This is a genomic window from Aminipila butyrica (genome assembly GCF_010669305.1).
GTDB lineage: Bacteria > Bacillota > Clostridia > Peptostreptococcales > Anaerovoracaceae > Aminipila > Aminipila butyrica.
Genome location: NZ_CP048649.1, coordinates 633,522 through 652,532, shown reverse-complemented (window position 1 = coordinate 652,532; position 19,011 = coordinate 633,522). Strand labels below are relative to the sequence as shown.

At 45.9% G+C, this 19,011-nt stretch carries 16 protein-coding genes and 1 riboswitch; of the genes, 1 reads left to right on the top strand and 15 read right to left on the bottom strand.

Annotated elements, in window-relative coordinates:
- Positions 1-8: 8 nt before the first annotated feature.
- From Ami103574_RS03155 to serC, 15 genes are all read right to left on the bottom strand, one after another.
- Positions 9-569, bottom strand: coding sequence for a flagellar hook capping FlgD N-terminal domain-containing protein (locus Ami103574_RS03155; RefSeq protein WP_163065242.1), 561 nt, complete (start codon positions 567-569; stop codon positions 9-11).
- A gap of 16 nt (positions 570-585) precedes the next feature.
- The gene (locus tag Ami103574_RS03150; protein ID WP_163065241.1) at positions 586-1,803 is read right to left on the bottom strand and encodes a flagellar hook-length control protein FliK; all 1,218 of its coding nucleotides are present in this window, start codon (positions 1,801-1,803) and stop codon (positions 586-588) included.
- Positions 1,804-1,886: 83 nt separating this feature from the next.
- A complete protein-coding gene (gene fliJ / locus Ami103574_RS03145; RefSeq protein WP_163065240.1) occupies positions 1,887-2,330 on the bottom strand; it encodes a flagellar export protein FliJ in 444 nt (147 codons plus the stop codon).
- Between the two features lie 40 nt (positions 2,331-2,370).
- Entirely contained in the window at positions 2,371-3,675 is a 1,305-nt protein-coding gene (locus tag Ami103574_RS03140; RefSeq protein WP_163065239.1) for a FliI/YscN family ATPase, read from the bottom strand.
- Between the two features lie 12 nt (positions 3,676-3,687).
- A complete protein-coding gene (locus tag Ami103574_RS03135) occupies positions 3,688-5,187 on the bottom strand; it encodes a FliH/SctL family protein (protein WP_163065238.1) in 1,500 nt (499 codons plus the stop codon).
- The gene (fliG, locus tag Ami103574_RS03130) at positions 5,171-6,184 is read right to left on the bottom strand and encodes a flagellar motor switch protein FliG (protein ID WP_163065237.1); all 1,014 of its coding nucleotides are present in this window, start codon (positions 6,182-6,184) and stop codon (positions 5,171-5,173) included. Before fliG ends, Ami103574_RS03135 begins: the two co-directional genes overlap by 17 nt.
- Positions 6,177-7,751, bottom strand: coding sequence for a flagellar basal-body MS-ring/collar protein FliF (fliF, locus tag Ami103574_RS03125; RefSeq protein WP_163065236.1), 1,575 nt, complete (start codon positions 7,749-7,751; stop codon positions 6,177-6,179). The genes fliG and fliF overlap by 8 nt, the downstream gene beginning before the upstream one ends.
- A gap of 22 nt (positions 7,752-7,773) precedes the next feature.
- Entirely contained in the window at positions 7,774-8,133 is a 360-nt protein-coding gene (gene fliE, locus Ami103574_RS03120) for a flagellar hook-basal body complex protein FliE (protein ID WP_246213185.1), read from the bottom strand.
- 151 nt (positions 8,134-8,284) lie between these two features.
- On the bottom strand, positions 8,285-8,755 hold the full coding sequence (gene flgC / locus Ami103574_RS03115; RefSeq protein ID WP_163065235.1) for a flagellar basal body rod protein FlgC: 471 nt from the start codon (positions 8,753-8,755) through the stop codon (positions 8,285-8,287).
- 400 nt (positions 8,756-9,155) lie between these two features.
- Positions 9,156-9,238: riboswitch (cyclic di-GMP riboswitch) on the bottom strand.
- 273 nt (positions 9,239-9,511) lie between these two features.
- Positions 9,512-10,897, bottom strand: coding sequence for an NAD(P)/FAD-dependent oxidoreductase (locus tag Ami103574_RS03110; RefSeq protein WP_163065234.1), 1,386 nt, complete (start codon positions 10,895-10,897; stop codon positions 9,512-9,514).
- 444 nt (positions 10,898-11,341) lie between these two features.
- Positions 11,342-11,659, bottom strand: coding sequence for a DUF1292 domain-containing protein (locus tag Ami103574_RS03105; protein WP_163065233.1), 318 nt, complete (start codon positions 11,657-11,659; stop codon positions 11,342-11,344).
- A 99-nt stretch (positions 11,660-11,758) separates the two neighbouring features.
- A complete protein-coding gene (gene uvrC / locus Ami103574_RS03100; protein ID WP_163065232.1) occupies positions 11,759-13,639 on the bottom strand; it encodes an excinuclease ABC subunit UvrC in 1,881 nt (626 codons plus the stop codon).
- Positions 13,640-13,641: 2 nt separating this feature from the next.
- Positions 13,642-15,045: a D-alanyl-D-alanine carboxypeptidase family protein gene (locus Ami103574_RS03095; RefSeq protein ID WP_163065231.1), complete on the bottom strand. Its 1,404-nt coding sequence runs from the start codon at positions 15,043-15,045 to the stop codon at positions 13,642-13,644.
- A gap of 19 nt (positions 15,046-15,064) precedes the next feature.
- On the bottom strand, positions 15,065-16,336 hold the full coding sequence (locus tag Ami103574_RS03090; RefSeq protein ID WP_163065230.1) for a cofactor-independent phosphoglycerate mutase: 1,272 nt from the start codon (positions 16,334-16,336) through the stop codon (positions 15,065-15,067).
- 144 nt (positions 16,337-16,480) lie between these two features.
- On the bottom strand, positions 16,481-17,578 hold the full coding sequence (gene serC, locus Ami103574_RS03085) for a 3-phosphoserine/phosphohydroxythreonine transaminase (RefSeq protein WP_163065229.1): 1,098 nt from the start codon (positions 17,576-17,578) through the stop codon (positions 16,481-16,483).
- A gap of 186 nt (positions 17,579-17,764) precedes the next feature.
- Between serC and Ami103574_RS03080 the strand changes: the two genes are divergently transcribed.
- Positions 17,765-18,928: a 3-phosphoglycerate dehydrogenase family protein gene (locus tag Ami103574_RS03080; protein WP_163065228.1), complete on the top strand. Its 1,164-nt coding sequence runs from the start codon at positions 17,765-17,767 to the stop codon at positions 18,926-18,928.
- Positions 18,929-19,011: the final 83 nt, after the last annotated feature.

Sequence of the window (19,011 nt, the reverse complement as noted above, 5' to 3'; positions counted from 1 at the left end):
GTTAAACCTTATTCGCCCCCGTTCACAGCACCATCATCTTTATTGTCATCCGTATCGGGATCTGTGTCTGTGTCTCCACCGTTGTCGGTTTCCTTACCGGTTTCCACTTTCCCTACAATCATGATTTGGCTTAGAGAAAAAGCTTTATCTCCGATATAGACAACAGGTTCTCCTTCAAACAAGGTTACCCCGGTTACCGTCCCTACGGTGGTGACCAGCTTTTCTGTCTTTCCTGTGGAATCGGTAGTAGTCTCAATGGATGCGGCAGTCACATTTTGCCCCAAAAGGGATGTTGCATAGGATGTGGTGTTCATGGCATACAAGTCTTCCTGCATGTCTACCATGCTTTGTGTCGCTTGTATCTGGGAATACTGTGCCATTTGGTTCATCATCTCCGCATTGTCGGTCTGATTATACATATCCTGGTTTTTCAGTTGGGCCACTAAAAGGTTCAGCCAATTTACCGTCTGCAAGTCAATATTGCTCTGAAGGGATTTGCTGGCGCTCTTATCGGCAGTCAACGACTTTAAGGACTTTAGTATTTGATCATTGATAGTTGTATCTGCCAAGTTTGTTCCTCCTTTCTTAAACGGCTTCTTCCATATCCTCTACTAGACCTAGTCTCAACCGATCTACAAAGGATAAGCCTTCTGTTGCAGTCTTTTTCTGCTGTTCTTGCTGTTGCTGCTGATTTTCCTTCTGCTGCTGGAAATTATCTCGATCAAACTGACCGTCGTTGCTCTCCGCTTCTTTCAGGTTAATCGTGCTATCCAGTCCCGTATTGGCCTCTAAGATGCTTCTCAGCGTATCAGCATGGGATGCCAGCAGTTGATGAGCTTTAGCATTGGATGTAGTCATAATCAGTTCAGCTGTGCCATTTTGGAATATCATTTTGATATTGACCTTGCCTAAGTTCCTCGGATTCAGCTCCAAATCAAACTCCTGCTTACCTTGACTGAGCTTGTAAGTAATCTTGTCTGCAAGCTGCTGTGCTGCATCTGCTCTGGTGGTATCAACTGGTGCTTCTGCCACTTTGATGTTTACCTTAGCCGGGTCCAGCTGATTGTTTTTCAAAAGCAAGTTTTCTAGTACTTGCTCGCTGGCGTCGGTACCGGTTTCATCGGTAGCCGTATCCGCTGACTGGAAGGTTGGAACTTTCTGTACTTCCGTCTCTTCTTGCATGTCCTGCAATGGATTCAACTGCTCCTGGTTCAGATTTTCAGCAAATCGCTGAGCCAGTCCCTCCTGTGTTCCTTCTTTGCTGTTTTGCAGCATAGCGGATTTCACTAAATCAGCACTGTTCTGAAACGGCAGTTTAATCTCCCCTTTTTCTCCTGCATTGGACTGGGACGTGGTGCTATCGGCCTCCTTCATCAGCAAATCGCTGGAATCCGCAGTTGCCGCCACCATGCCAGCTTTGGACTGAAGTTCCTGATCCGGCTGAGCCATAGTCAAAACTGGCTGAGAAACCGGAGCAATGGTCTGTTGCATCTGAACTGCTGCCAAAACCTCCGCGGGCGGAGACACCTCCTCCTGAGGGCTTTCCTGCTTTGGCGTCACCTCTTCCACTTCAGGCTTCTGTGGTTCTTCCTTCTGCTGTACCTTGTCATTGCGTTTGTCCGCCGCATGTCCCTTCTCCAACTCTCCGGCTCTGCTCGGCTGTTTGTCAAAAGCCTTGTCCATCTCTTTTTTAAAAGATTCGCCTGAGTACTTGTTTCCAGAAGACATCTGCGCACTTCCGCTGCTCGCAATCTTTGCTGTAGGACTGCTGTTCATGGTTTGAAAATACACTCCTGCATTCATTCAAGGACCTCCTTTCTTATTTAGTTTTAAAGGTTCTATGATTTTTGTTGAGCCTTGAGAAAAAGGCTCTATATATCAAACCGCTATTTGCGGCTAGATAACTGATTTGAAATGAACTCCTCCGTGGCCAGCGCTTCCTTCTTGCCCTCTTCCTTCCTATGTTCCTCAAAGCGCTTTTCTCGGAGCTTTTCGATAGACATAACATCGGTCTTAGCTGTAATCAGCTCTCGCCTCCGCCTGTTCTCAATTTTCTTCAGGCCTTTCAACTTTTCTTCTTCATTTTTCAAGTTGTTTTCCTGAATCTTTATATAAACCTTGTATCCCTGGTACTCCAGAATCGTAATCCCTTGGCTGTTTTTTTCATTGAGTTCCCTGTTTATATTGGCAATTTCCTCGTTAATCTTTGAGATAACCTGCTCTTGGCGGCCCACATCAGCTACCGCTTTAGCATAGTGCGCCTTGGCTTCGTCCAACGTAATATTTCTATATTTTTCTACTGATTTTAAAGAAAACTTAAACTTCGCCATGATATCTTATTTTATACCTTTTTCCCTAATTTTTCAACGCTTATTCCAAAATTCTAGTCATTCCCTCCAGTTCCTCATCGTAGGTAAAAAATTCGCTGGTTTTCTGCTTTAAAAAGTTGTTAATCCCATCAATTTTGGCCACCGCTGTATCTAGTTTAGCGTTGGCCCCAGCTTTATAGGCCCCAATAGAAATCAAGTCCGCATTTTCTTCGTATACCGCCAACATATCCCGCAGCTTTGAAGCCATCGCCTTGTGGTTTTCATCTACAATAGCTGCCATCAGTCGAGAGATGCTGCCACCAATCTCAATGGCTGGGAAGTGATTCCGAGCTGCCAGCTTTCTGGAGAGAATCACATGCCCATCCAAAATACCTCGCACGGTGTCGGCAATGGGTTCGTTGGTATCATCTCCCTCTACCAGAACCGTGTATATTCCTGTAATGGATCCGTTTTCAAAGTTCCCGCTCCGTTCTAGGAGCTTAGGCATCTCCGCGTAGATGGAAGGCGTATAGCCTCTAGCCACAGGAGGTTCTCCTACCGCTAGGCCGATTTCCCGCTGTGCCATAGCAAAACGGGTTAGGGAATCCATCATCAGCAGCACATCCTTTCCCTGATCCTTGAAATATTCCGCAATGGCTGTGGCCACAATCGGGCACTTGGCCCGCTGTACCGCAGGCTGATCAGAGGTTGCCACCACCAGCACAGAACGAGCCATGCCCTCCGGGCCTAAGTCTCGTTCAATAAATTCCTTTACCTCTCGGCCTCGTTCCCCTACTAAAGCGATAACATTAATATCTGCTGAGGCCTGTTTGGCAATCATCCCTAACAAAGTACTCTTGCCCACGCCACTACCAGCGAATATACCAATACGCTGACCTTTTCCTACCGTGAGAAATCCATCTAACGCTTTAATACCGAAATGAATCCGCTCCACGATAGGTGGTCTGCTCAAGGGGTTGATGTAATTATTCTCAACGCTGCACATGACCGATTGGTCGACAGGACCCAAGCCATCTATAGGCTCCCCCATAGCGTTAATGGTCCGCCCACATAAGAAATCACCCACCGGAATGCGCAGGCGCCTTTTCGTGCTCCGGACAAAATCGCCAGAGCCCATGCCTTCAATAAAATCATAGGGCATCAGGATGGTCTTCTCACCTTTAAAGCCTACTACCTCCGATTTAACCTTGCGCTTGCCATCCTTAGAGGTAATCACATTGATGTCGCCAATACTCGCTTTGATGCCTGAAGCCTCTATGCTCATACCAACGATATTTTCAATCTTGCCAATGTGCTCGGAGGTTTCCGAATTTTTTATAAGCTCCGATAATTCCTGTAAACGCAAGGTTGTTTCCTCCTAATTTCTGTTGTCACTGACCAACTGTCGAATATTATCCATCTGTGTGTTGACACTGGCATCCACAATCTGGTCTGGCGATTCGATGATGCAGGTTCCAGAAGGCTCTGCTTCCATGACCACCACTTTCACGTTAGAGGATATCTGATTCAACGCATCAATTAGTTCTTTCTCCAAGTTCATAGCAATGACTTTTTCTTCGTGAGAAATGTAAACCTTAGCCCACTGTTTATCTCGGCAGTCTTCTGCTGCAGCTACAATCATCTTCGTCACAACATCTTTACTAGACTTCAGCGTAATCTTGATGACCTTTTCTGCCACATTGACGGCTAAATCCGTCAAGTCCACCAGATTTTCCTGCAGCAGCCGATCTTTTTGAGTATTAAAATCCTCTATAGCCTCCGCCAATTCCTTGCGAAACTCGGCGGCTTCCTGTATCATCGCTTCGTTGACAGCATTTTCTGCCGCCATGAAGCCTTCGTTGTTTCCCTTTTCATAGCCTGCAGCATAGCCCTTTTCGGCAGCTTCTTCCTCGGCTTTTTGAACCGTCTCCTGAAGGATTCGATCCGCCTCTGCTTGAGCATCGATTAAAATTTTCTCTCTGTCTCTGAAAGCTTCTTCTAAAAGTTCCTCTGCTTGTTGACGGGCTTCTGCCAAAATGGCCGCCCGTTCCTCTTCCAGCTTGGCTTCATCCAGCAGGGACAATTCATTGTCTGCCTCTGCCGGTGGATTAACCTCCTCCGCTGCCGCCAGTCTAAGTTCCTGTTCCGGTAAATCAGACAGCTCTTCTTCCACATGGGGTGGCGGAATAACCTCTCCCAAAACCAAGGCTTCGTTTATGTCATAGGGCTGAATAGCCTCCGATTCTTCTTCGTCAAAAGAAGACAAATAAAAATTCGTAGGCATAATGTCATCTGCTTCGTATTGATACGTCTCATCGTCAAATACGTTTTTTTCGTTAAAGGCCTTCATTTCATATTCTTCACTCTCGCTTAGAATTTGCTCTTCTGGTGATTGTGTCCGCTTAGCATTTATCCCTTGATTCCATTTTGCTATTCGGTCCAACGCTTCATATCCATCATGAAACTCCTCGCTGAGCAAACCCTCGTAAAAGTCCTCCGCCTTAGCCCTTTCAGCTGCCAACTCTGCTTCTTCCACAGCTTGTTCACCCAAAATACTAGCCACCAGATTTTTTTGTTCCTCATCGATGTCCTTCAGGGTATTTTCAATCTTGCTGCGACCGGAAAACTCCGGTCCAAATCCATAAAGAGGTTTAATCCCCTTAACTTCTTCGGCTTCATCGTCCTGCTTATCTCGCAGAACAACCTTTTTCACCTCCGACATAGCATCTTCTACAGCTCGCTGAAGTTCTCGCTCTCTGGCATTTTGATACTTGCTTTCCTTCTTTAGCCCTTCGATAGCTTCTTCGAGCCGCTTTTCCGCCATTTCCAAGGAGCTTTGCAACTGCAAGGTCTCATAGGATTTACGCAATGATCTCATCCTTTCCGCCCTTATTAATCATCAGGCGGCCTTCCTCTTCCAGACGCCTAATGATACCAACAATTCTCTGCTGCGCTTCTTCTACGTCCTTCAGACGAACGTTATAAGTGAATTCCAACTCACTCTTAACGGTTTCCGTCATACGGTTGGACATATTAGAGAAGATCATATTGGCCACTTCCTGAGTGGCGCCCTTCAAGGCGTATACAATATCCTGTGTCTCAACTTCGCGCAAGAATTCCTGTATACTTCTGTCATCCAGTAAGGTAATATCTTCGAATACAAACATTTTGTTTCGAATGTCGTCTGCCAAGCGAATGTCCTTCTTGCTCAGCTCGTCAAAGATATACTTTTCATTGCTGCGGTCAATGCTGTTCATAACCTCAGCAATATAATCTACACCGCCCACCTGAGCAAAATCCAAGGAAAGAACGGAAGCAAATTTTTTCTCCAAGATATTTTCCACGATTTTGATGGTTTCTGGAGAAGCACTATCCATTCTAGCAATGCACTCTACTACTCGAACTTGTTTTTCTTTTGGCAGCTCCGTAATGATTTCCGAGGCCTGCTCTGGCTTCGCATAAGACAGGATTAATGCAATCGTCTGTGGCCGTTCGTGTTGAATGATGGCAAATAGATTCTTGCTGTCCGTCTTACGAATAAATTCAAATGCTCTGGTCTTCAAATTGCGGGTCACCCTCTCCAGAAGAGCGGTGGCTGTCTGCGGTCCAAAAGCCTTTTCCAGCACGGTCTTGGCGTAATCTACGCCCCCTTCTGTAATAACCTTCTGAGTTAAGCAGAGCTTATAAAAGTCGTCCATAGCAGATTCTGTCTGAGCAGGGGTCACATGGTTCAGTTTAGCAATCTCCAGGGTGAGGATTTCCAAATCTTCCTCTCCTAAAAATTTATAAATCTTGGAGGCCCTTTCAGCTCCCAAAGAAATGACGACCGCTGCCGCTCTCTGCTGGGCAGATAGTCCAGTTCCGTCTTTACTCATTATCCTCTTCTCCTCTTAACCAAGTCTTAAGCAGCTGTGCAGAGATTTCCGGATTGAGATCGGTAAAATCCTGTATCTGACTCTTGAGTTCTTCTTCTCTCGTCTTGCCCAGCTCGTCCAAACGTACCAAATCTTCGATTTCCTCGATCAACGGCACTTCCTCCTCTACCATCTCCTGTACTCGTTTTCTCGCTTTGGTCTTGCGAATGATGACCAACGCCACCACAATTAACGCAATCAGCAAAGCCAGCACCGCCGGAATGACAACTTTCAGCACTGGATTGGCGTCCAACGCTGCCGCCAGCCCAGATGCCTGTTCGGTTTCTGGTTCGTAGAAATCTGCATTGAATATGGCAATCTTCGTGTCTGCCAAAGCAGGGTCGATACCAGCCGCCATAGCGATCCCTTGCCGCAGTTCTCCCGCTTTAGCCGGAGTCAAGCTGGCACTGTCCACTGCCACAGAGACCGTCGTATCCGTCAACTCTGCGGAATCACTCTGAACCTGTTCTTTTACTTGACTTACTAAGTATTCCAGAGCTCTATCATCTTTAAAATAAATGTCGTTTCCATCTGTGGTTACTCCCGGATAGACCGGAACATCCGCATTAGTTTCCGTGCCCGGCACCCCAGCGGTTACTTCTCCTTCTCCTTGTATCTCATAAGAGGAGGTGGAGCTGGACAGTACGCCCTTGTTATCCTGAGAAGGTATGTATTGGATAATCTCCTTAATCTTCTTGTCAAGGTCCACCGAGCAGTTTACACTGACACGGATATTGTCTTCTCCAAAGACTGGCTGGAATACGTGCAATACTCTTGACTTGATATTATTTTCAATTTCTTTTTCAATACTCAATTTTAAGGCAGCAGACCCTTCCTGAGTCTGATCCTCATCAGCACTGACCTCCACGCCGTTACCGTCAATAACCGACACGTTTTCAATCTTCATGCCTGGCACACCTCGGGCCACTAACCGCTGAATGCCTTTTACCTGCTTGGCACTTGGCGACTCACCATTTTTCATGGTTACCGTTACAGAAGCAGAAGAATCTGTCTTATCTTCTTCCAAAACGTATTTCTGTTCCTCCGCCATGGCAATAGCTACTGTAGCGTCTTTTACACCGTCAAACTGCTTAATTGTTGCCGCCATGCGGTTTTCCAGTTCAAACTGTGCATATTTATACTTTTCAAAGTCCGTAGACATGAGACCGATGTTGTCTTTGAATATGTCATAGGTAAATCCACTTTTCGGATAACCTTCTGCCGCCAGGGCTACCTTCACCTTGTCCACCATGTCATCAGGTACGTAGAGCACGCTGCCTTCATGCTTGTACTGAACCTGCTGGGTATCTAATACGCTGATAATTTCAATGGCTTCTGATTCTTCCAGGCCCGTATAAAGCACCGCATACTCGGTGGTATTTAAAGCCAAAGCTACCGCAAAGGATACCGCAATAATCAACACCGCTGCCACAGCGATGATAATCTTCAGCTTTCGGCTAAGCTTACCATTGACTTCATCCAGCTTGCCCCGGATTTGTTTCAGTTGTTCTAATATACGTTCTCGCAATGTACTGCCACCCTATCCTAATCTATACGCTCATACGCATAATTTCGCTATACGAATCAAGCGCCTTGTTTCTCATTTCCACCAATAGGTCAATAGATAGCTGGGCTTTTGCAATATCAATGCTGTACTGGTGCAAGTTGTCACTCTGCCCAGTAGCCAGCATCTGCGCATCAACGTTTACCTGCTGATCCGTACTGATGACATCCTGAATGGCATCTTCAAAAAAAGATTTAAATGGTATTTTGGCACCCTGAGCCGATTCGGTACCTTCTGTACCCACTACCCCAGAAATATTCGGTTGATTACCATCAATCTTTTTAATCTTGGTAACATCTGCAAGGGTAGAAATAGCCTGCATCGGCTGAATTGGATCTATCGTCATTGTAGTTCCCTCCATATTGCTTTTTACTATGTAGAAAATATCGCCAAAAGCGATATTGACAGGATATCAAGAAAAGGTTCTCGATATCATAAAAGGCTGCAAATTAAAACAGGCACGCATGTGAGCGAAGCGCGCCTCGCAAAAACCTTTTTTATTTGCCGATCTCTAAGGCCTTCTGCGCCATGAGCTTCACCGCATTGAGTACCACCACGTTAGCTTGATAGGACCGAGAAGCTGACATGCTGTCAATGGTTTCCTCCAGCATATTTACATTTGGGCGCTGAACGTATCCATCGGCATCTGCATCTGGATGCTGTGGATTGTACTCTGTCTTCAGAGCACTCTGATCCTCCACAATAGCAGAGACCCGGACCCCTGGAGAGTAATCCTGCCGAACCAGCCTGCCATTTGCATCTTTCTCTACTACAGCTCGATTCAATGAATCCTTAAAAGACAAATCGCCGGCCTTATCCTCTAATACAACCAGCTTTCTCCGGTACGCACCCCCGGCTTCTGTTCGGGTGGTGTCAATGTTAGCCACGTTCTCCGAAATAATATCTAACCTCTGTCGCTGAGCGGTCAGAGCAGATGCGCTTATATTCAATGAATTTAAAAATGACAATGTACATACCACCTTTCTTTTTCTGCTGTAAAGAAGCTCCTCCTTCACAGATTATATAAGCAACTTTTGCTTTACTATTCTTTTACAAATTATTTACCAATTTTTTATATTCATTTCCATTTTTCTAAAAATATGGATATCTTTTTATCCACTTTTTATTCTTCTTAAATTATACATGATTCCCCATATTTTGCAATCACTTTGCCCTACAAAACACAAATTATCCGCAGAAAAAATATGCGTTTTTACGAAATTGCAAGGGGTACAAACACATTCTTCTATAAATTACCAATTATATGGAAAAGCTACGCAGTTTTAGAGAGATTCATAGAGAGGTTGTGGTGGCAGCTGCGTCTGCAACAATAAAAAACTCCCAGTGCAGAATAATAGGAGTCTCAAGGTGTGCAACTGGCTGCCATCTCTCCGAGTTCAGGCCCTATAGCTTTGCGTCACAGCTTTTCAACTGCTTTGCTCAAGATTTAGTTCTAGTCGGTTTCTGTTCTGTCTGCCAAAAGACCTTAACAAATGTATTATGGTTTTTCGGATACAAGAACAAAATTAAACTAGTTTATTATATCACAGCTTTTATCTTTATCAACCATTTTTTCACAGTTTCAACAAAATTCCCCGGTTTTCTTTGTCGATTTGGGCGAATTTCTTTGAAAAAATAGATAAAGCCACGCAAAAAAAAGAGGCTGCTTTTGATTTGCTTCCTCTTTTTTTGATTTGTATATTGCCCGTCCTAATTATTATTCGTTATTTTTTATATTTATCCGCAAGTAACCTGCCCAAGTGGATTCCGCTGGCGGAAGCCTGAGACAGAGAGTGAGTCACACCAGAGCCGTCCCCTAAAGCGTACAGGCCCTTCACCTTGGTTTCTAGATTTCCGTCTACCTCCACTCTGGAATTGTAAAACTTCACTTCAACGCCATACAACAAGGTATCCTCGTTGGCTGTACCTGGAGCAATCTTGTCCAAGGCATAAATCATCTCGATAATGTTGTCCAACTGTCTCTTTGGCAGCACCAAACTCAAATCGCCCGGCGTAGCCTTCAGCGTCGGTCTGGTAAAACATTTTTCCATACGCCGCTCACTGCTCCGCCGCCCCTTTACCAGGTCGCCAAAACGCTGCATGAGCACTCCGCCCCCCAGCATGTTGGACAGCTTGGCAATGGATTCGCCATATTCGTTACTATCCTTAAACGGCGCAGTCAGTTTATTGGATACCAACAACGCAAAGTTGGTATTTTCTGTTCGCAGGGATGGGTCCGCATAGCTGTGACCGTTTACAGTAACAATACCATTTGTATTTTCAGCTACCACCTCGCCGTATGGATTCATACAGAAGGTCCGCACCATATCATTATATTTGTCCGTTTTGTAGACAATCTTACTCTCATAGACTTCATCCGTAATGTGTTTGAAAATTTCCGCTGGCAACTCTACCCGGACTCCGATGTCCACCCGATTCTGTTCCAGTTCAATCTTCATTTGCCGACAAATCTGAGAAATCCATTTAGAGCCAGAGCGTCCAGTAGCCAGTACCAAATCTTTACATTGGTATTCCTCCCCCTTGCTGGTCTTCACAATAAAAGTTCCATCCGGTTCTTGTGCCACTTCTGTAATGGTAGCGTAAAACTCCATATCCACTCGCTCTTCTGTATGCTTACAGATTTTTGAAAGAATCTGCACATTGCGGTCAGTACCCAGGTGGCGGACTTTGGCATCCAACAAATTTAAATTGTTTCTCAGGGCCGTCGTCTTCAGGTCGGAGTTGCCAGTGGAATACAGCTTAGCTTCAGAGCCTCCAAAACTGCAAAGCACTTCATCTACGTATTCCATCAAATTCATAGCCTTATCCTGACCGATGTATCGATGCAGATCGCCGCCGAACTTCGTCGTAATATTATATTTTCCGTCGGACAAGGTTCCTGCTCCGCCGTAGCCATTCATAATGTGGCAAGGTTCACACTTGATGCAGTTGTCCGTCTTTCCCAGTTTAATCGGGCAGACTCTCTTTTCCAAAGGGGCCCCTTTATCCATCATCAAAATCGTTGCCGAGTTATCTAATTTTGTAAGCTCATATGACAGGAACACACCGCTGGCACCAGCTCCTGCAATTATAATATCATATTTTTTCATTCTATTTTCACTTCCTCCAACTGGTGATCCTTATTCAGACCACACATAGTTACTATAGCTGAAAGCACATGACAATTCAACTATTAAATATAGATATTCACGCATTGTATACATGTTTTTTGGTATTTATGTCTGCGTAATGTCAGATAATAGCAGATTTATAAGTTTTTATAGCTTCCCTCCGCAATATTATGCAACTGCCTCTTGACATTGCTTTTTAATAGGACTATACTCGAAACCATTAAGGGAATTGAATGAATTTTATCCCCATAAAATTCACTCAACCTTTCAAGTTCCCCTAAATAAATAAAAATCAGCAAAACCAAAAACAGAGAGGCCTCCTCTCTGTTTTTGGTTTTTGGCGTAAATGTTTTTCTTACGCTGAGCCAATCAAAATTGGGGGCCCCATCCGCTACGGACAGTCCCCCCAATTTATACGGTCTTTTATTCTTCTTCTGCCGTCAGCTTATCGAATTCGGCTACGACTTTTTCGAACTCTGCATCGTCATCGATGTCCACCAGCTCAAACTCTTCTTCGCCAACTTCCTTATAGCCGTAGATATACACATCATCCGTTTCATCGTCCGGAACTAATGCGATGTACTCTTTTCCTTCAAAATCGAACACGCCCATAATTTCGCATTCTACCTCTACGCCATCATCAAATTCCAGCGTTAAGAAATCTGCTTCGTCATGATCGTGGTCGTGGTCATGATCGCCGCATCCGCAGCAACCGCTAGCGCACTTTTCGTTATCTGACATATTAAAATCCTCCATGTAAAATTCGTTTTGGCATAATCTTTCGTATTATAAAGCTTTCATATACCGTCACCAATACTATACCACCATCATTTCCCTTTATCAATCAAAATATTCTCGGATATTTTTTGCCACCTGCTCGGTAATGCCCGGGGCCATAGAAAGTTCCTCCACAGTTGCCTTCTTGATTTTCTCCAAACTGCCAAAATGAGCCAGCAGGGAGTTGCGCCTTTGAGGTCCAACACCGTCAATCTCATCCAAAGCCGATCCCTGAATCCGCTTCCCCCGTAAACCGCGGTGATAATCGATGGCAAAGCGATGCACTTCTTCCTGAACTGCACCCGTATACTTGAACAACAACGGGTGCTCTTTCAGCAAAATTTCCTCGTAATCCGAAGAACCATACGGCTTATACACCAAAGCTCTCGTCCGATGTTTGTCATCTTTAGCCATGCCTGCCACCGCCACCGTCAGTCCCATGGCATCCAAAATCTGCTGAACAGCCGACACTTGCCCCTTGCCACCGTCAATAAACAGAATCTGCGGCAAGGTACTGAACGCGGAATCCCCTTCCAACGCCCGCTTAAACCGCCGATAGAGGACCTCTTGCATGCTGCCGTAATCGTTAGGCCCCTCGATGGTGCGGATGCGGAACCGCCGATATTCTTTCTTGTTGGGCTTCAATCCATCGAAGACCACCATGGCCCCCACAGAATCCACCCCATTTGTATTAGAAATATCATAGGCCTCTACTCGATAGTCCCGAATTTTCGCCTCCGATTCTGTCAGTTCAAGTTCTTCTTCTGGCAGCCTGCCCAAAATCCGCTGAATCAAATCCCCTAAGTCCTTAGACAGTGCTGCCCGGCGGGCTTTGCGGTTATTTTCCCGCTCATCGATCGTCTTCAACATCTCAATGGAATCTTTCTGAGCCAACTGCAATAAGTCCCGCTTGTCTCCTCGCTTAGGTACAGTAATTTTTACCTGTCGGCCTGCTAAATCGCCTAAAAAGCCTTCAATCAGCTCTCCTTCTTCCAAGGCCTGCTCTACCAAAATTTCATAAGGAATGTTGGGATTTTCACTGTAATACTGCTTGATGAATTCACTGACCAGCTCATCCTTCTCCCGCGTGCCTTCCATGGCAAAGCTTTCTCTTCCTGTCAGCTTACCATTGCGTACAAAAAACAGCACCACATAAGATTTCTGACTGCTGGAAATAGCTAGAGCAATGTCCAAGTCCTTAACGCCCAAGAGAACGACCCGCTGTTTCTCTGCGATAACCTGAGCGGCTTGAATATAATCCCTCAACTCCGCTGCCCGCTCAAAGTTCAGCATCTCCGATTCTTCCATCATCTGAGCGGTCAGTCGGTCCGTCAGCGGCTTAATCTTACCGTTTAAAAACTCCACCACCTGAGCCACATCCTCCATGTAGGATTCCCGGCTGACTTTTCCCGTACAAATCCCTCTGCACTGATTGATGTGATAGTTCAGACAGGGCTTAACGATTTCCGGGAACTTCCGTACGGCACACCTCTTCAAAACAAAGATGTTGTTCAGCAGGTCGATAGTCTGATTCACTGCCCCTGCATCGCTGTAAGGACCGAAATACTTTGCGTCATCCTTTTCTACCCGCCGGGTCTTCACCAATCTTGGATAAGGCTCGTTCATAGTCAGCTTGATATAGGGATACGTCTTGTCGTCCCGCAGCAGCACATTGTACTGCGGCATGTACCGTTTAATCAAGGTACATTCCAAGATTAAGGCTTCCATCTCTGTGTTGGTGGTAATGTACTCAAACTCCTCAATGTGGCTTACCATCGCCCGCACCTTAGCCGGCATGTTTTTTGGAGACTGGAAATACTGGCGCACTCGGTTTTTTAACGATACGGCTTTGCCCACGTAAATTACCTGCCCCAGCTTATCCTTATGAATATAAACTCCCGGGCTGTCCGGGAGCTTTTTTAGATTCTCTTTTATATCAAACATAATTACCTGTTCATGTATTTTCCTCTATTGTAATATAGCTGTTCCTTTTCCCGGTTCATGGCTCTCAACGCCCGTTGCTGCCTGCGAAGTTTCCGCCGTTTAATATTCACATGACGGATGTACAAAAGCCCCCCTGCTGCTGAAGTCACTGCCGCTGCTGCAATGAGCACCACTACGGCCACTTTGCCCAGACCCTTTCCAAAGTTCCCCAGTCCCGTAAAGAGACCACCCTCTTTTACAGCCTCTGCCGATACCAGGGATACTGAACCTACCAGTCCGCCATCCTGAAAAAAGTCTGCACTGCCAGCCTCCTGTCCTTTAGCCAAAGGGGCCGTCAGTTTATCAACCGTTTTAACGACCGTCTTAATCTGATCCGCAGCCTGACCGGTCGGGAGCGTTACATATCCATCTCTAGCCGTCACCAGAGATACCGTCTTTTCCGCGCCCTTGGTTACTTTGCCAGTGCTCAGCTCTTGTCCTTTATCCACGAGTTTTACTGTGTGATAATTTTCAAATCCCCAATCCAGCAACGCAATGGAATCCCCAAAGCGCCCTGAATCTGTGGACTTCATAACTACGGCAATCAGCTCCGTCCCGTCCCTGGAGGCCCCCGCCACCAGACAACCCCCGGCCTGACCCGTATAGCCGGTTTTGATACCGGTAACTCCGTCATATTTAGCCGTGCGCAATACACCATTTACGGACACCTTGGTCTTTTCGTCGTAAAGCAGCCGATTGGTGTTATACAAATACCGCGGCTCTTCCTGCTTGTTGGTCGGCTCAATGGTATGCTTATATGTGGTGACATACTTTCGGAAGGTAGGATTCTCCATGGCAGCCTTGGCAATCACAGCCAAGTCATAGGACGTGGTTAGGTGCCCATCTGCATGCAAGCCATTAGGATTTACAAAATTTGTATTCTTAGCCCCCAGTTCCTTGGCTTTTTGGTTCATCATCACGGCAAAATCTTCTACACTTCCAGCCATTTCAATGGCCAGGGCTACTGCTGCATCGTTGGCAGAGGAAAGAAAGAGTGCATACAGCAAATCTTCCACTGTAATCTGTTCTCCCTCTATCAGATAAATTCGGCTGCCATCGGTAAAAGGCGTCTCCCCATCGATGGTGACCACCTTGTCTAACGGCAGGTTTTCAATGGCCAGCAGACCCGTAATAATTTTCGTGGTACTAGCGGGTTCCCGCTGGAGGTCCATGCCCTTATTGTACAATACGGTGCCAGTCTTGGCATCGATGAGAGCCCCTGTCTCTCCCACGATGGATGGCGCTTCTGTAATAACTGACGTCTTCGTTGTTTCCTTCCCACTGGTTTCAGCAAATACAAGTCCGCTGAGTGCCCAATTTCCGGTCAGGGCTGCCAGCAAAATCATGACGGTAATTAATTTCTTCATCTTTTCCCAAATCCCATTTCTATTTCTCAAAAAAATAATCTGCTAATTCATATCCACTGGCAAACTGACTGCCTGTCATGCCGGAGGTCTCGTTGAAGGCCCTGCTTTGATCCACTGCCTGTTCCTTCCTGCTATCGTACAGGATGAACGGCACCGGGGTAGAGGAATGAGTTCGAATGCACAAAGGCGTTCGATGATCCGGCACCACCAGCACTCGGAAGTCCTCGCCTGTACCCTTCAAGTAATCGATAATCGGCTTGGCAATCCGGCTGTCGATGTCTTCCAAAGACTGAATTTTTCCCGGCTGGTCTCCCTGGTGGGAACATTCATCTGGTCCCTCTAAGTGCATATAGATGAAATCCTTGCCTTTCTTAAATTCATCGATAGCTGCCTGAGCCTTTCCTTCATAATTGGTATGAAGCGTGCCGGTAGCACCCTCTACATCTACAGAATCCAATCCTGCACAGAGAGCGATTCCTTTAATCAAGTCTACGGCAGAAATAGCCGTGCCGGTAATCTGATACTTATCATAGAAGGAAGATAAGCTAGGCTTCTTTCCTTGTCCCCAAATCCAGGCTGTATTAGCTGGATTCAAGCCTCTGGCTAGCCTTTCCCGATTTACAGGATGATCCCGAAGAATGTCGTAACTCTTTTTCATCAGCTCGGTAATAAAACTGGCTGGCTGAGCGGCTCCACCCTCTATGCTGCCTGCTCCCGCTGGCAGGTTGGCTCCCACTGCTTTGCCCAACACATCGTGGGGCGGTGTCAGCTGGTAGTCCGTGGAGCCTTCCTTGACAATCATGCAATGGCGGTAACTGACCCCGGTGTAGAACTGAATTTCCTGATTTCCAAGTTCAGCATGAAGGGTCTGAATCAGCCGGTCTGCTTCTTCAGTGGTGATATCTCCAGAGCTGTGGTCCGTGATAATTAGGTCTTCATAAGCAGTCTTGGTGCTGGCATCCGCCGGTTTACCTGTGGCCGGGTCTACCAAAGTGATGATATTAGTTCGAAAGGCTACATCCGTATCAGCCATGTCGATGCCGATGCTGGCCGCCTCCAAAGGGGACCGACCTGTCAGGTAGACCGATGGGTCATATCCCATAACAGACAGGTTGGCCGCATCACTTCCCGGCGCCACCCCTTCAGGTATGGTCTGCACCATGCCTACTTCTCCCTTGGCCGTCAATCCGTCGATTATTGGCATGTTTGCTGCCTCTAACGGGGTCTTGCCCCCTAAGGCTTCAATGGCTTCATCTCCTGCTCCATCTGGAACGATGATTAAATACTTCATAGGACACTCCCTCATTTTTCCTTATTTTCTAAAATATTAAAATTTTCACCAAACGTAAAAGTGATAAGAACCTACCGTCCTTACCACTTTACATTTTAACATATTTTTTCTTTATTCGGTGATGAAATTTTTTTCCGTTTTTTTCTATTTTACATTTTCTGCTTCAAAAGCCTTCATGAAAGCAATTAATGTTTCTACGCCTTCCATCGGCATCGCATTGTAGATGCTGGCTCTCATACCACCAATAGACCGATGTCCGCCTAGATTCACCAGACCCTTCGCCTTCGCTTCCGCCACGAACTTTTTATCTAGGTCAGCATCTCCCGTCACAAAGACCACATTCATCAGAGAACGGCTGTCTTCCTGTACTGGGCAGCTGTATAGCTTGCTTTCGTCAATATATTTGTACAGCTTATCCGCTTTCTCCACATCCAGCTGATGAAGGGGTGGAATACCGCCATTTTTTAGAATATGGCTGAACACTTCCCCTGCCACGTAGATGGTAAAGCATGGCGGAGTATTGTACATGGAACCATTTTCTGCATGAACCTTATAATCCAAATAAGTAGGAATCTCTTTAGCCGCAAAACCAATCAGGTCTTCACGGATGATGACAATGGTCACACCAGCTGGAGCAATGTTCTTCTGGGCTCCTGCATAAATCAACCCAAACTTAGATACGTCGATTTCCTCGGAAAGAATGCAGGAAGACATATCTGCTACCAGCGGAATATCTCCCGTGTCTGGAATATATCCAAAGTGGGTTCCGTAAATCGTGTTATTAAAGGTAATATGAACATAGTCTGCGTCTTCTCGGAAGTCTTCTCTCTTTACTTGCGGAATATAAGAGAATATGGCCTCCTCAGAGGAAGCTACAATCTTAATATCGCCAAACTTTTTGGCTTCTGCCGCAGCCTTTTTGGCCCAAGCTCCCGTCACTAGGTAATCCGCTTTGCCGGATTTTCTCAGCAGATTCATCGGAACCATAGAGAACTGTAAGGTACCGCCTCCCTGAAGAAAAAGCACCTTGTAATTTTCTGGAATATTCATCAAAGTCCGCAGATTTTTATCTGCTTCGTCGATGATTGCCTGAAACTCTTTAGAACGGTGGCTCATTTCCATAACGGACTGTCCGCAGCCTTTATAATTCGTCAGCTCTTTCGCTACATTTTCCATAACTTCTAAAGGCAGCATGGATGGTCCTGCTGAAAAGTTGTATACCCTGCCATTGTTTTGATTCATCAAAAAATCACCTCTTTCATTTAATTTCTTGTTATTGCAAACAAAATATAAGCTTTGCCTAAATGTTAATTAAATGTCATTATACCACTTTACTCCCAGCTAGTAAAGTGATATAATGTGCTCCAAGATAATTTTTCATGTGTTTATCACAAATTTTCTAATATAATTTGTTATGAGGTGACAAAAATGTACAATATTGCAACGCTAAATAAAATATCTCCCGTGGGTCTGGATCGCCTGACTGATCAGTATGCTCTTACAGAAGACATGGCTGGCTCTCATGGCGTGTTGGTACGAAGCCAAGACATGCTTTCCATGGAATTCGCTAAAGATCTGATCGCCATCGCTCGAGCTGGCGCTGGTGTCAATAATATTCCAGTGGACCGATGCGCAGAAGAAGGCATCGTGGTATTTAACACTCCTGGTGCCAACGCCAACGCCGTAAAGGAACTGGTTTTAGCCGGCCTCTTTCTAGGCTCCCGAAATATTCCGGATGCCATTACTTGGTCCTATGGTCTGGTAGGCAATGAGGATGCTGCCAAAGCGGTAGAAAAGGGCAAGAGCCAATTCGCCGGACGAGAAATTCAAGGGAAGACCTTGGGTGTCATCGGGCTGGGTGCCATCGGTGTCTCCGTAGCTAATGCTGCTGAAAAGCTGGGAATGAAGGTAATCGGCAACGATCCATATATGACTCTGCGAGCAGCGCACAACCTGTCCAATACGATTCCGGTGGTACGAACTCTGGAAGAGCTGCTGCCAAACTGCGATTATATATCCATCCACGTTCCGGCCATGGAAAAGACAAAAGGCATGATTAACGCGGACACCATCGCGCTGATGAAGACTGGTATCATTGTCCTGAACTTCTCCAGAGATAAGCTGGTTAACGACGAAGATATGCTGGCCGCTCTAGCTACTGGCAAAGTTCAAAAGTACATCACTGATTTCCCGAACAACAAGCTGGTGGGCAAGGAAGGGGTTATCTGCATTCCACATCTAGGTGCATCCACCGAAGAAGCAGAGGACAACTGTGCTGTCATGGCAACGAATCAGCTGATGGATTATCTGGAAAACGGTAACATCACCAATTCCGTCAACTATCCAGCATGCAGCTTGGGACCAGTAACGGGTACCAGAATCTGTGTTCTTAACAAGAATATTCCGGCGATGCTGAGTGCGATTACTAGTGCAGTGTCTGACCTGAATCTAAATATTAACAATCTGCTGAACAAAAGCCTGGGCGACTACGCCTGCACCCTGCTGGATATCGACGGCACGGTCAACGAAGCAGATGTGACGGCGAAACTGAATGTTCCGGGCATCATTAAAATCCGGATCATTGCGAAATAAGTTAGCCGCCTTGCAATAGCCAACACTCTTTAAATATAAAAACAAAGCCTGCCGTGAGTTTCATGTTAAACTCACGGCAGGCT

Coding starts and splice junctions, on each gene's coding strand:
- fliJ (WP_163065240.1), bottom strand. CDS start 2,330: ATGGCGAAGTTTAAGTTTTCTTTAAAATCAGTAGAAAAATATAGAAAT.
- Ami103574_RS03105 (WP_163065233.1), bottom strand. CDS start 11,659: ATGTCAGATAACGAAAAGTGCGCTAGCGGTTGCTGCGGATGCGGCGAT.
- uvrC (WP_163065232.1), bottom strand. CDS start 13,639: ATGTTTGATATAAAAGAGAATCTAAAAAAGCTCCCGGACAGCCCGGGA.
- Ami103574_RS03080 (WP_163065228.1), top strand. CDS start 17,765: ATGTACAATATTGCAACGCTAAATAAAATATCTCCCGTGGGTCTGGAT.
- Ami103574_RS03135 (WP_163065238.1), bottom strand. CDS start 5,187: ATGAGATCATTGCGTAAATCCTATGAGACCTTGCAGTTGCAAAGCTCC.
- Ami103574_RS03110 (WP_163065234.1), bottom strand. CDS start 10,897: ATGAAAAAATATGATATTATAATTGCAGGAGCTGGTGCCAGCGGTGTG.
- fliG (WP_163065237.1), bottom strand. CDS start 6,184: ATGAGTAAAGACGGAACTGGACTATCTGCCCAGCAGAGAGCGGCAGCG.
- Ami103574_RS03095 (WP_163065231.1), bottom strand. CDS start 15,045: ATGAAGAAATTAATTACCGTCATGATTTTGCTGGCAGCCCTGACCGGA.
- fliE (WP_246213185.1), bottom strand. CDS start 8,133: ATGACGATAGATCCAATTCAGCCGATGCAGGCTATTTCTACCCTTGCA.
- Ami103574_RS03150 (WP_163065241.1), bottom strand. CDS start 1,803: ATGAATGCAGGAGTGTATTTTCAAACCATGAACAGCAGTCCTACAGCA.
- serC (WP_163065229.1), bottom strand. CDS start 17,578: ATGAATCAAAACAATGGCAGGGTATACAACTTTTCAGCAGGACCATCC.
- Ami103574_RS03090 (WP_163065230.1), bottom strand. CDS start 16,336: ATGAAGTATTTAATCATCGTTCCAGATGGAGCAGGAGATGAAGCCATT.